At 68.4% G+C, this 11,968-nt stretch carries 12 protein-coding genes; 6 read left to right on the forward strand and 6 right to left on the reverse strand.

The features are described 5' to 3' along the window. Positions 1-102 precede the first annotated feature (102 nt). Positions 103-1,137: an aspartate-semialdehyde dehydrogenase gene (locus VP06_RS15870; RefSeq protein WP_048464753.1), complete on the reverse strand. Its 1,035-nt coding sequence runs from the start codon at positions 1,135-1,137 to the stop codon at positions 103-105. A gap of 428 nt (positions 1,138-1,565) precedes the next feature. Here VP06_RS15870 and VP06_RS15875 point away from each other — a divergent pair, with 428 nt between their 5' ends. Continuing rightward, complete coding sequence (locus VP06_RS15875; protein ID WP_048464754.1) at positions 1,566-2,441, forward strand: hypothetical protein; 876 nt, start codon at positions 1,566-1,568, stop codon at positions 2,439-2,441. Between the two features lie 97 nt (positions 2,442-2,538). Continuing rightward, positions 2,539-2,952, forward strand: coding sequence for a hypothetical protein (locus VP06_RS15880; protein ID WP_048464755.1), 414 nt, complete (start codon positions 2,539-2,541; stop codon positions 2,950-2,952). A gap of 209 nt (positions 2,953-3,161) precedes the next feature. Here the strand turns inward: VP06_RS15880 and VP06_RS15885 are convergent, their stop codons facing one another. The 3 genes from VP06_RS15885 to VP06_RS15895 all read right to left on the reverse strand — a co-directional run bounded on the left by VP06_RS15885 (position 3,162) and on the right by VP06_RS15895 (position 5,888). Next, positions 3,162-3,740 (reverse strand): LOG family protein, encoded by a 579-nt coding sequence (locus VP06_RS15885; protein ID WP_048464756.1) that lies wholly within the window; start codon positions 3,738-3,740, stop codon positions 3,162-3,164. A 17-nt stretch (positions 3,741-3,757) separates the two neighbouring features. Beyond that, positions 3,758-4,864: a 3-isopropylmalate dehydrogenase gene (gene leuB / locus VP06_RS15890; RefSeq protein WP_048464757.1), complete on the reverse strand. Its 1,107-nt coding sequence runs from the start codon at positions 4,862-4,864 to the stop codon at positions 3,758-3,760. An 82-nt stretch (positions 4,865-4,946) separates the two neighbouring features. Then, positions 4,947-5,888, reverse strand: coding sequence for a polyprenyl synthetase family protein (locus VP06_RS15895; protein ID WP_048464758.1), 942 nt, complete (start codon positions 5,886-5,888; stop codon positions 4,947-4,949). Positions 5,889-6,022: 134 nt separating this feature from the next. On the opposite strand from VP06_RS15895, the gene mtgA reads away from it, so the two are divergent. From mtgA to VP06_RS15910, 3 genes are all read left to right on the forward strand, one after another. Next, positions 6,023-6,742 carry a monofunctional biosynthetic peptidoglycan transglycosylase gene (mtgA, locus tag VP06_RS15900; protein ID WP_048464759.1) on the forward strand — a complete coding sequence of 240 codons (720 nt, stop codon included), beginning with the start codon at positions 6,023-6,025 and terminating at the stop codon, positions 6,740-6,742. A gap of 309 nt (positions 6,743-7,051) precedes the next feature. Beyond that, complete coding sequence (locus tag VP06_RS15905; RefSeq protein ID WP_245291192.1) at positions 7,052-8,050, forward strand: DUF4424 domain-containing protein; 999 nt, start codon at positions 7,052-7,054, stop codon at positions 8,048-8,050. A 148-nt stretch (positions 8,051-8,198) separates the two neighbouring features. Next, positions 8,199-8,540, forward strand: a complete 342-nt coding sequence (locus VP06_RS15910) for a hypothetical protein (protein WP_048464761.1) — start codon at positions 8,199-8,201, stop codon at positions 8,538-8,540. Between the two features lie 88 nt (positions 8,541-8,628). Here the strand turns inward: VP06_RS15910 and VP06_RS15915 are convergent, their stop codons facing one another. Next, positions 8,629-9,870, reverse strand: a complete 1,242-nt coding sequence (locus VP06_RS15915; protein ID WP_048464762.1) for an argininosuccinate synthase — start codon at positions 9,868-9,870, stop codon at positions 8,629-8,631. A gap of 190 nt (positions 9,871-10,060) precedes the next feature. On the opposite strand from VP06_RS15915, the gene VP06_RS15920 reads away from it, so the two are divergent. Continuing rightward, on the forward strand, positions 10,061-10,687 hold the full coding sequence (locus VP06_RS15920) for a 2-hydroxychromene-2-carboxylate isomerase (RefSeq protein ID WP_048464763.1): 627 nt from the start codon (positions 10,061-10,063) through the stop codon (positions 10,685-10,687). 95 nt (positions 10,688-10,782) lie between these two features. Here the strand turns inward: VP06_RS15920 and VP06_RS35045 are convergent. Continuing rightward, a partial coding sequence (locus tag VP06_RS35045) for a PD-(D/E)XK nuclease family protein (RefSeq protein WP_210168122.1) occupies positions 10,783-11,968 on the reverse strand: 1,186 nt, incomplete at its 5' end.

The raw sequence follows: 11,968 nt of genomic DNA on the forward strand, positions 1-11,968 counted from the left end.
TCTCCGCGTCTGACGAAAGACGGCCCGCCTCGGGGGAGACGGGCCGGTCATGATTCGGGGGATTATACGAGATCCGCTCCCGCTTCTACAGGACGGCCGCGCTCACGCGGCCTTCCGCTTCGGAGAGATCAGCTTGCGGTTGACCAGCACCTCGGCGATCTGAACCGTGTTCAGCGCCGCGCCCTTGCGCAGGTTGTCCGACACGCACCAGAACGACAGGCCGTTCTCGACCGTGATGTCCTCGCGGATGCGCGAGATGTAGGTGGCGTCCTCGCCCGCCGCCTCGTGGGGGGTGATGTAGCCGCCGGGCTCGCGCTTGTCGTCGACCAGGATGCCGGGCGCCGAGCGCAGGATCTGGGTCGCTTCTTCCGCCGAGAGCGGGCGCTCGAACTCGACGTTCACCGCCTCCGAGTGGCCGATGAACACCGGCACGCGCACGCAGGTCGCCGTCAGCTTGATCTTGGGGTCGAGCATCTTCTTCGTCTCGGCCATCATCTTCCACTCTTCCTTGGTGGAGCCGTCCTCCATGAAGACGTCGATGTGCGGGATGACGTTGAAGGCGATGCGCTTGGTGAACTTCTGCACCTTGACCTCGCCGGCGGTGAACACCGCGCGGGTCTGGTTGAACAGCTCGTCCATGGCGTCCTTGCCGGCGCCGGAGACCGACTGGTAGGTCGCGACGACGACGCGCTTGATGGTGGCGGCGTCGTGCAGGGGCTTCAGCGCCACGACGAGCTGCGCGGTCGAGCAGTTCGGGTTGGCGATGATGTTCTTCTTGGAAAAGCCCACCACCGCGTCGGCATTCACCTCGGGCACGATCAGCGGCACGTCGGAATCGTAGCGGAAGGCCGACGAGTTGTCGATGACGACGCAGCCCTGGGCGCCGATGCGGGGCGACCATTCCTTCGAGGTTTCGCCGCCGGCCGACATGAGGCAGATGTCGGTGTCCGAGAAGTCGTACTGGTCGAGGGCCTGGACCTTCAGGATCTTGTCGCCGAAGGACACCTCTTGGCCCAAGCTGCGGCGGGAGGCGAGCGCCACCACGGTATCGGCCGGGAAGGCCCGCTCGGCCAGGATGTCGAGCATCTCGCGGCCCACATTGCCGGTGGCTCCGACGACGGCAACCTTGTAACCCATCTCAATCGCTCCAGTTCGGATCAGCTCCTCCCCGGACGATCTCAGGCGGGCCCTCAAGGAGCCCGGCCTCCGTCCGCCACGGACGGGGAGGGATCCGAGGACGACGCGAGGCTTCAGCCGGCGGCGGTGATCGCCGTCGTGGCTTTGCGTTTCGTCGTGGTCGACCCAGGCCGCATGGCGCGGTCAGTCCTCGGAAAAGGCGACACCCGAGATGGGGTGCGCGGGCGTGGGAAGCAACAGCCCGAACACCCCGCGCTGTCAAGCGCCGGAATCGCATGCCGGCAACAGATTCCGCGTCCCGTCACTCCTTGACGTCTCGTTCACCCTGACTCGCTCCCGCCGGGGACAAGCCGGGCCAGATCAACGAAATCGCTAAAATGCGATGCGATTCCGGTGGCGGCGACCACGCGCGACCGGAGGAGCGTTCCGTGCGGCAGAGGCCGGACTTTGACGACGCCGCCCTGGCGCGGGCGGCCGACGCCCTGGCGCGGGATCTCGGCGCGGTCGAGCCGCTGCTGCCGAGGCCGCTGCCCCGCGCGACCCCCCGTCGCTCCTGGCGCCGGCGCGTCGCCCGGCGGACCATCGGGGCCATCGCGGTGATTGCGCTGCTCAGCGTTCTGGCGAGCGAGCGGCGCCTCGCCGACCCGCCCGTCGCCGCCGACCCGCCCGCCTTCGTGCCGCGCTTCGCCGCCCCCGCGGCGGCACCGCCGGCCTGGAGCACGGTCGCGGCCGACCGGTACCGTCTCGGCGAGGCGACCGGCAGCGCCCGGGTGCAGCCCGGCCTGCGGGAGGACACGCTGACGGCCGGCACCTTCGCGGTGCACGAGACGCCGTTCCTCCGCCTCGTGGTCACCGAGACGTCCGAGCCGGACGGGGAGGGGAGCCTGTTCGTCACCCTGGCTCGCCGGGCCGCGGAGGCCGGCGGCCTCGCGGTGGTGCGAACCGGGGAGCGTGGCCAGCTCGCGACGCGGTTCGGAGCCCTCGACACCGTCGACGCGACCCTCGCCGATGCCGAGGGACGGCGCGCCTGCACGGCGTTCCGCGTGAAGGCGGCGCTGCGGCTCGACGGCTGGTTCTGCGCTCCGCTGGCGCAACTGCCCGAGCCGCAGGCGGTGGCCTGCACGGTGGAGCGCCTCGCCGCCCTGCCGGGGGTGGGGCTCGCCCCGGCCGTCGCCGCGATGCTGGCCGAGCCGCGGACCGCATCCTGTCCGCTGGAGGAACCCGCCACCACCGCGGCGGTGCCGAGCCGGGCGATCCGCAAGAATGCGGCGAGAGTGCGGCATTCGCGACCCGCTTCGCCGTGAGCGGGAACCTCGGCCGCGTTCGCACGTCTTTTTCCACAAAGGCGTCGTTTCTTAACGAGTCCGGCGCTATCCTGGCGACGTTCAGCAAAGGTGCGTCATGCGCTTCCAGATTCTCGCCCTGACCGGGCTTCTCTCCCTCGCGGCCCTGGGCGCCGGCACCGCCGCCTCGCAGGCGCAGGACAGCTACGTCATCCGCAGCACCCGGGACGGCCAGGGCCTGGCGATCCGCGTGCGGCCGCGCAGCTGGCTCGACGCCGGCAATGTGGTCGAGGCGAATTCGGGCTCCGTGGCCAATCCGGCCACCAACCCGCACTTCATCACCGCGTCCTATCTGAACTCGCCGCCCTACATCGCCAACCGCGAGCGCTTCGGCGGCGCCGGCATCCTGCCCGATCCGATCACCAACGGCCCGTTCATCGGCGCCCGCCGCAGCGCCGTCACGGTGGACCTGTCGGCGATCGACTACATCGATCCGACCTCGCCGCTGTCGCGGGCGCGCTACGGCTACTGAGCGAGACACATCGTCCAGAGATGCAACGGGCCCCGGAAGGGGCCCGTTTCGTTTGTGGACGAGAGGGTTTGTGGTCGAGACTGCGTCGAGGGGCAGGCGGGTGATCCCTAGAGCACTGCCCGATCACGTTGGAATCGTGCAGTGCTCTAGGTTTTTGTTTTTGCCGCATTTTCTACGACGAACCGGTATCCACTTCGTCGGAAAATGCTCTAGCGCTCCTCCGACGTCACCCACTTGATCACTTGCGGCGGCTCGTAGGCCCGAATTCGTGCCACGACATCGGCCGGCTCGGTGCCGACGATCAGCATCGCCCGGTGCGGCGCGCGCACGAAGCCTTCCTGGACGACCGAATCGAGGAAGCTCAGCATCCCGTCGAAGAAACCCCCGGCATTGAACACCGCGAGCGGCTTCTTGTGGTAGCCGAGCTGGGCCCAGGTCCAGACCTCGAACATCTCCTCGAAGGTGCCGAGGCCCCCGGGGAGCGCCACGAAACCGTCGGCGAGATCGGCCATCAAGGCCTTGCGCTCGTGCATCGAGGCGACGACGCGCAGCTCGGTCAGGCCGAGATGCGCGGTCTCCTTCTCCACGAGCGCCCTGGGCATGATGCCGGTCACCCGGCCACCGGCGGCGAGCGCGCCGTCGGCCACCGCGCCCATCAGCCCGACCTTGCCGCCGCCATAGACCAGCTCGATCCCGGCTTCGCCGAAATGGCGCCCGAGCGCGGTCGCCGCCTCACGGTAGAGCGGGCGGGCCCCGTCGCTGGAGCCGCAGAACACGCAGAGGCGCATCGCTCGTCCTTCCCGGTTCAGCGTCCTTGCGCCTGCAACTCGCGCACGATCGCGTCGCCCATCTCGGTGGTGCCGACCGCGTTGGTGCCCGGGCCCGCGATGTCGCGGGTGCGGGTGCCGGCGGCGAGCGTCCGGGTGATGGCGGCTTCGAGCTGGTCGGCGGCCTCGAGCAGACCGAACGAGTAGCGCAAAGCCATGGCGAGCGAGCCGATCATGGCGATCGGGTTGGCGAGGTTCTGGCCGGCAATGTCCGGGGCCGAGCCGTGGACCGGCTCGTAGAGGGCGCGCCGGGTGCCGTTCTCGATCGCGCCCAGCGAGGCCGAGGGCAGCATGCCGAGCGAGCCGGTCAGCATCGCGGCCACGTCCGACAGGATGTCGCCGAACAGGTTGTCGGTGACGAGGACGTCGTATTGCTTGGGGTTGCGCACCAGCTGCATGGCGCAGTTGTCGGCCAGGACGTGCTCCAGGCCGACATCCGAGTACTGCTCGGCATGGAGCTTGGTCACCGTCTCCTTCCACAGCACGCCGGTCTTCATCACGTTGTGCTTCTCGGCCGAGGCGACCTTGTTGCGGCGCTTGCGGGCGAGGTCGAAGGCGACCGCGGCAATCCGCTCGATCTCGCCGGTGGTGTAGACTTGCGTATCGACCGCGCGCTTCTGGCCGTCCTCCAGCGTCACGATCTCCTTCGGCTCGCCGAAATAGACGCCGCCGGTCAGCTCGCGCACGATGACGATGTCGAGGCCCTCGACCAGCTCGCGCTTGAGCGCCGAAGCCTCGGCGAGCGCCGGGTAGCAGATCGCCGGGCGGAGATTCGCGAACAGGCCCAGGTCCTTGCGCAGGCGCAAGAGACCTGCCTCGGGCCGCTTGGCATAGGGCACGCCGGCCCATTTCGGGCCGCCGACGGCGCCGAACAGCACCGCGTCGGCGGCCTTGGCGCGGTCCATCGCGGCTTCCGAGAGCGGCACGCCATGGGCGTCGATGGCCGCGCCGCCGACGAGGTCGGTCTCGGTCTCGAACCGGGCGATGCCGGCGCGGGTGAACCAGGCCAGAACCTTGGAGACTTCCCCCGCCACCTCGGGGCCGATGCCGTCGCCGGGCAGGAGCAGGATCTTGTGGGTCGCCATGGCGTGACTCTTCTGGTCGGAAATCGGGGTGTGCAGAGGGAATATCCCTCTGCCGGGGTCCAGGGGCGGCGCCCCTGGGTGGCTATGATTTGCGCGCGACGGTGAAGCGGGCGGCCTCGCACAGGGTCGCCGCGGCGTCGCCCCAGGGCTTCAGCGCGCTCTCGCACTCGGCCACCAGGCGCTCGCACTCGGCGCGGGCGCCGTCGAGGCCGAGGCGGTCGACCAGGGTCGCCTTGCCGGCCTCCTTGTCCTTGCCGGTCCGCTTGCCCATCGCCTCCGAGGACGCCTCGCGGTCGAGAATGTCGTCGGCGACCTGGAACGCCTGGCCGAGCGCCCGGCCGTAGGACAGGAGGGCCCGGCGCTCCTCCGGGGAAGCACCGCCGACGAGCGCCCCGGCATCGACCGAGAAGGCCAGGATGGCGCCGGTCTTCATCGCCTGGAGCTGAAGCGTGGCATCGACGTCGAGGTTGGCCGGGCCGAAGCGCCCCTCGGCCCCGAGGTCGAGGAGCTGGCCGCCGACCATGCCGCCGAGGCCCGAGGCCCGGGCGAGGCCGAGCACCAGCTCGGAGCGGATCAGCGGGTCGGCCTGCCAGGCCGGATCGGCGACGATCTCGAAGGCGAGGGTCTGGAGGGCGTCGCCGACCAGGATCGCGGTGGCCTCGTCGTATTTCTTGTGCACGGTCGGCTGGCCGCGGCGCAGGTCGTCGTCGTCCATCGCCGGCAGGTCGTCGTGGACGAGCGAGTAGCAATGCACGAGTTCCACACCGGCACCGGCCGCCATCGCCCCCTCGAAGGGTCCGCCGAGCATCCGGGCGGTCTCGATGGCGAGGAACGGGCGCAGGCGCTTGCCGCCGTTGAGCACCGCGTGGCGCATCGCCTCCATCAGCCGCGGCGGCCGGGCGATCTCGCCGTCCTGCACCGCGTCGCCGAGGCGCTCGGCGAGAAAGCCTTCGACGCTCTTGGCCACGGCCGAGAGCCGCGCCGTGAAATCGCCTGCCTGCGGGTATCCTGTGGTGCCGGCCATCGTATTTTCCTGGGGACGGCCCGGCGTCGTGTCCTGCGGGGCCCGCGTTGACGTCATGGTAGCCTCGCAGACGGGCACGCCGAGAGGAGGGTCGGATTCAGGAGCCGCGCGTCACGGCGGACCGCAGGGACGGCATGCCGCAACCGCTGCGCGGGCTGGTCCCGGCGAGCGCGCCGCCGGCCCGGCCCCGCTCGCGGCGGCTCGTGCGCGCCGTGCTTCTGGTGCCCGTCATGGCGGTCGCCCTCGTCCTGGTCCTGGCGCTCGTCTATCGTGCGCTGACCCCGCCCTCAACCCTGATGCTCGGCCGTTGGGTCACGCTCCAGCCGGTGACCCGGGAGGTGGTGGCGCTGGAGGACATCGCCCCGGCCCTGGTGCAAGGCGTCGTCGCCTCCGAGGACCAGCGCTTCTGCCTGCATCGCGGCGTCGACTGGGACGCGCTGTGGAGCGTGGTCGACGACGAGGACGGCCCGAGCCGCGGCGCCTCGACGGTGACGATGCAGACGGTGAAGAACGTCTTCCTGTGGCCGGGCCGCTCGTATCTGCGAAAAGCCCTGGAGATTCCTCTTGCGCTGATGGTCGACCGGGTCTGGGGCAAGCGCCGGACGATGGAGATCTACCTCAACGTCGCCGAGTGGGGGGAGGGGATTTTCGGGGCCGAGGCCGCCGCCCGGCACTGGTTCGGCAAGTCCGCCCGCGATCTCAGCAAGGGAGAGGCGGCTTTGCTGGTCGCCACCCTGCCGAACCCGTTTCTCCGCAACCCGCGCCGGCCGACTCGGGCGCTGCGGGTGCTGGCCGGTCGCATCCAGGGGCGGATGGCGGGGATCGGGAGTTTGAGCCAGTGCGTGCGGCCGTGAGGTCGCGTCGTTCGGCATCGTGCCTGCCCGTGGCTCGGTCTTGTGCCGAGGCTTCCTGTGCCGAGGATCGAGGATCCCGCGTGAGAGGTCTGCGTTTCCGTGTCACGCGCGGATGTCGTCGCCGGCCGAGGGAGGTTCGGCCGCGTCATCCTGAGCCGTTTCCACCCGCATTCCGCCCCCACGCGGACGAGCGGATCCCGCGACGTGCTGCCCGTGACGGGGGTGACACCATCGAGACGCTCGGGATGTCGATTGCAGGCGCCACCCGATTGGCCGTAAGCGGTGCCGCGCGAAGCACGGGAGACGGCAATGACGGGCGGTGGAGTGCGATCGGTTCTGGCCGCGTGCATGATGGCGGCGTTCCTGTCCGGGCCGGCCCAGGCCAATGACAGTGCCGCCGCCCTCGATGCCGGCGGCCTGGTGCTGGTGCGCGACCCCGACATCGCGCTGGCCAGCGAGGACCTGCGCATCGGCCTCGACCGCATCGCGGTCGATTACGTCTTCCGCAACACCTCGGCCGCGCCCAAGACCCTGCGGATCGCCTTTCCGCTGCCGGCGATCGACGGGGCGCAGCTCTCGACCAGCGCGCTCAGCCTGCCCTTCGAGGACCGGGCGAATTTCGTCGGCTTCACGGTGACGGTGGACGGCGTGCCGGTGACGCCGCAACTGGAGGAGCGGGCCTATCTCGGCACGCGCGAGGTGACCGCTCTGCTCACCCGCCACGGCCTGCCGCTCAACCCGTTGCGGCGCAAGGACCTGGAGGCGGCGGTGAAGCGCCTCGATCCGGCGACGCAGCAAGAACTGGCGAAGGCCGGCCTGATGTCCGATCCCTCGGACATGCCGGACTTCCTCTGGCGCAGCGAGGCCAAGTTCCACTGGGAGCAGACATTCCCGGCAGGCCGTGATCTGCGCGTCTCGCACGCCTATGTCCCGGTCAAGGGCAACCACCTGCTCGCGGTCGCGGAGGCGGCGACGCCCGCCTACCGGGCCCGCTACTGCCTGGACGATGCCGGGCTTGCCGGGGTGCGGCGCCTGATCGCCACCTCGCCGATGAAGGGCCAGGGCCTGACCCGGGCGGTCGAGGTGCCCTACATCGTGACGACGGCGCGCAACTGGGCCGGCCGCATCGGCCGCTTCACCCTGACGGTGGACAAGGGCAGCCCGGCCGCCCTCGTGAGCTTCTGCCGCACGGGCGTGCGCAAGACCGGGCCGACCACCTTCGTGTGGGAGGCCCAGGACTACGTGCCCGACGCCGACCTGCGCATCCTGATCGTCTCGAACGACGACGCGCTGCTCGGCATCCGGTAGGCCGGGCCGCCTTCCGAGCCGGCGAACCATCGCGGCTTCGCGCCACTTTCCGTCCGGGCCGCCCGGAACGGGGCTGGCGCCGCGGCCTTTCCCCCCGTAACACGGCCCCGCCCGCCCGTGCGGCGCGGCCCTTGAAAAGGGAAGCACGATGTTCACTCTCGAGATCGACGGCACGCCCGTCGCCATCATCCGGTCGAACGAGGAGCGGGCCCGGGAGCTTCTCGAGGTCGAGGGCTTCAAGGACGATCTGCGCACCATGAAGAGCGACGGCCGCCCGCTGTGGTCGGGCAACGCCGAATCGCTGAAGCTGCGCCCCGCCACCGAGGACGAGGTCGAGACCTTCGAGGACTCGATGGACGAGGAGGATTTCGAGGACGAGGACGAGCCCCAGGCCGCCAATGACAGCCAGGGCGGGACCGACGACGAGGACGAGGAGGACGACGTCGACATCCTGTTCCTGGTCGATATCGACGACGAGGACGAGGCGTAGGGCTCAAACCCCAAGCGGCCGGCTTCGCGCCGGCCGCACCGTCCCGATTGCAAGGCCCGCTTCCGTCACCGGAGCGGGCCTTTCGGCGTCAGGCGCCCAGCTTGCGCTTGCGCTGGCCGAGCGTCCGCAGGCGGAGCGCGTTGAGCTTGATGAAGCCCGCCGCGTCGCGGTGGTCGTAGGCGACCGCGCCTTCCTCGAAGGTGACGAGGTCCTGGTCGTAGAGCGAGTTCGGGCTCTCGCGGCCGATGACATGGACGCCGCCCTTGTAGAGCTTCAGCCGCACCGTGCCGGTGACCATCTCCTGGCTCTTGTCGATCAGGGCCTGGAGCATCTCGCGCTCCGGCGAGAACCAGAAGCCGTTGTAGATCAGCTCGGCGTAGCGCGGCATCAACTCGTCCTTGAGATGGGCCGCGCCGCGGTCGAGGGTGATCGACTCGATCGCCCGGTGGGCCGGCAGCAGGATGGTGCCGCCGGGGGTCTCGTACATGCCGCGGCTCTTCATGCCGACGAAGCGGTTCTCGACGAGGTCGAGGCGGCCGATGCCGTTGGCCCGGCCCAGCTCGTTGAGCTTGGCGAGCAGGGTTGCCGGCGACAGGCGCTCGCCGTCGATCGAGACCGCGTCGCCGCGCTCGAAGCCGAGGGTGAGGATGGTCGGGGTGTCGGGCGCCTCCTCGGGGGAGAGGGTGCGGGAATAGACGTAATCCGGCACCACCTCGGCGGGATCCTCCAGCACCTTGCCCTCGGACGAGGCGTGCAGGAGGTTGGCGTCGACCGAGAACGGCGCCTCGCCGCGCTTGTCCTTGGATATCGGGATCTGATGCTGCTCGGCGAAGGCCAGCAGCGACTCGCGGGAGCGGAAATCCCATTCGCGCCAGGGGGCGATGACCGTCACGTCGGGCTTCAGCGCATAATAGCCGAGTTCGAACCGGACCTGATCGTTGCCCTTGCCGGTGGCGCCGTGGGACACGGCATCCGCCCCGACGGCTTCGGCGATCTCGATCTGCTTCTTGGCGATCAAGGGCCGGGCGATCGAGGTGCCGAGGAGATAGACGCCCTCGTACTGGGCGTTCGCCCGGAACATCGGGAAGACGTAGTCGCGGACGAATTCCTCGCGCAGGTCCTCGATGAAGATGTTCTCGGGCTTGATGCCCAGAAGCTCCGCCTTGGCGCGGGCCGGCTCCAGCTCCTCGCCCTGGCCGAGATCGGCGGTGAACGTCACGACCTCGCAGCCATAGGTGGTCTGGAGCCACTTCAGGATGATCGAGGTGTCGAGGCCGCCCGAGTAGGCGAGCACGACCTTCTTCACGCGCTTCTGGGGCTGGTCGGACATGCGGGCGGGCCTCGATGGAATGGGAACCGAATGAGTGCGCGGGGGCTTAACAGCCCGGCCCGGCCCCGTGCAACCGCGCTGCCAAAGTTCCCTTGCCGGCCCCGTGGCGATGCGACGCCCGGGGCGGCGCTTGTGGGTGGTGAGCGCGGACGCGAAGGTGCGGGATCTGTCCGCTGTGAAGAGGGGTGCGATGGCGCGCCGGCCTACGCTCGAGTTCTGGTTCGAGTTCGCATCCACCTATTCGTATCTCGCCGCGATGCGGATCGAGGCCCTGGCCGAGGCCGCCGGGGTGACGTTGCGCTGGCGCCCGTTCCTGCTCGGCCCGGTCTTCGCCGCGCAAGGCTGGACCTCCTCGCCGTTCAACCTCTACCCGGCCAAGGGCCGCCACATGTGGCGCGACCTCGCCCGCGAGGCCGCGCGCCTCGGCCTGCCGCCGGTGGTGCGGCCGGAGAGTTTTCCGCAGAACAGCCTCGCGGCGACCCGGGTCGCCGTGCATGGCGCCGAGGAGCCGTGGATCGGCGCCTATGTGCGGGCGGTCTACGACGCCGAGTTCGCCCGCGGCCAGTCGATCGCCGAGCCTGCCGCCATCTCCGCGCTCCTCAACGGGCTCGGCCTCGACGGCCCGGCGCTGATCCGCGCCGCCACCCAGGAGCCGGTGAAGAGCCGCCTGCGCTCGATCGGCGAGGAGGCGAAGTCCCGCGGCCTGTTCGGTGCCCCGAGCTTCCTCACCGAGGACGGCGAGCTGTTCTGGGGCAACGACCGGCTGGAGCAGGCGCTGGCCTGGGCGGTCGGCGAGCGGCCCTCCGGGTTTCGGTAGCGGGACCCGTGAGGCGGGGGCGGTGCGCCGTGACGGCCCGCCGATCGAGAGGCTCGACTCGGGACGGTCTCCTCCGCCGTCTCGGTCCGGGAGGCTCAGTCGCTCAAAATCTGCTGGATCTTTAAGGCAAGCTCGACGGATGCCTTCGCGAATGTTCCGTTGGCCCAGGCCGTCCAGATGTCTCCAGGATTCTTCGAAATCGAATTGGCGGACATTTGAAGCGCGGGCGGGAGAGAGTGATTGGTTTCGCTGATGTAATTCCAGTAAATCCAATCTCCATAATCTTCTCCGGATCGGGGCGTGTAGATGTCCTCGATTCGGCGACGCAGGGCAATTTTATCGACGAGCGATGTTTTGGATTTTGCACTGACGCCGAAGAATATATTATCAAATCTCTTGTGTTCAAATCCAACCATGGCGTGAATGTCATGACCATCGGTGATGAAAAATCTAAAACCTTTGTCGCCGCCGCTGTCGTAATTGTCATCGATCTCAATTTCGAGATGAGCGCCGGAGGCAATTTTCCTCATGTCCTCGCACAGGATCGCCTGAATTTTCTTTTCGAGAATCTGGGCGGACTGAATGATTTCAAATGCCGGAGCGATGAGGTCCGGCGACAGGGCGATCGAGTTGGCAAGTTCAGACATGACTGTCTTGTCCTCTATTCCCATGAAGCGCCGCTCGATATGGCGAATGAGTTCTTGGATGAAATGGGCAATGCGATCTGAGAGGCATAGATTTCGACATGATTCAAGCCAAAGACGAATGTCGCCATACGAAAGCACCACGACATTGGATTGATGAATTTCCCAATCCAACCCGACGTGACTCTTCACGGCGTCGTGGGGTGAGGCTGCCCAGCCCATGAAAACGAGCAGTTTGAATTTGTCCGGATAGGTGCTTTGCAAATAGGTCAAATATCGAGACAGTTGCAAATCTTGCCATCTGGCATCCGGCTTATTTTCGATTGCCAGAATGTAATCTCCCAGTCGGGCGACGATGTCGAGCCGGCCGGCGTGGGTCTCGTTCGCGATGTGCACCTCACGCCTGACCCGACAGGGCGCGCGACCGACCGGCCATTCCAAGCCAGCGACCCGCAACAGTGCTGAAACAAACGTGTTGCCTTGAGCGTGGCTCGCGTCTCCGTCGAGGAGCCAGGAGAAAATGATGTTCAGGCCATGTTCGTCTTTCCGGAGGAAGTCGAACATGTCGAAGTCGGGAGCCAGTTGGGGAGCGTAGCGCGCTCTTGAGCGGCGCAGGGCGGCCATTTCGCCCTGCGCC

The organism is Methylobacterium aquaticum, assembly GCF_001043915.1.
GTDB classification, from domain to species: Bacteria; Pseudomonadota; Alphaproteobacteria; order Rhizobiales; family Beijerinckiaceae; genus Methylobacterium; species Methylobacterium aquaticum.

Excerpts from the sequence above, each read along its gene's own strand:
- mtgA (WP_048464759.1), top strand. The coding sequence starts at position 6,023 with ATGCCGCAACCGCTGCGCGGGCTGGTCCCGGCGAGCGCGCCGCCGGCC.
- VP06_RS15905 (WP_245291192.1), top strand. The coding sequence starts at position 7,052 with ATGACGGGCGGTGGAGTGCGATCGGTTCTGGCCGCGTGCATGATGGCG.
- VP06_RS15910 (WP_048464761.1), top strand. The coding sequence starts at position 8,199 with ATGTTCACTCTCGAGATCGACGGCACGCCCGTCGCCATCATCCGGTCG.
- VP06_RS15880 (WP_048464755.1), top strand. The coding sequence starts at position 2,539 with ATGCGCTTCCAGATTCTCGCCCTGACCGGGCTTCTCTCCCTCGCGGCC.
- VP06_RS15895 (WP_048464758.1), bottom strand. The coding sequence starts at position 5,888 with ATGGCCGGCACCACAGGATACCCGCAGGCAGGCGATTTCACGGCGCGG.
- VP06_RS15915 (WP_048464762.1), bottom strand. The coding sequence starts at position 9,870 with ATGTCCGACCAGCCCCAGAAGCGCGTGAAGAAGGTCGTGCTCGCCTAC.
- VP06_RS15870 (WP_048464753.1), bottom strand. The coding sequence starts at position 1,137 with ATGGGTTACAAGGTTGCCGTCGTCGGAGCCACCGGCAATGTGGGCCGC.
- VP06_RS15920 (WP_048464763.1), top strand. The coding sequence starts at position 10,061 with ATGGCGCGCCGGCCTACGCTCGAGTTCTGGTTCGAGTTCGCATCCACC.
- leuB (WP_048464757.1), bottom strand. The coding sequence starts at position 4,864 with ATGGCGACCCACAAGATCCTGCTCCTGCCCGGCGACGGCATCGGCCCC.
- VP06_RS15885 (WP_048464756.1), bottom strand. The coding sequence starts at position 3,740 with ATGCGCCTCTGCGTGTTCTGCGGCTCCAGCGACGGGGCCCGCCCGCTC.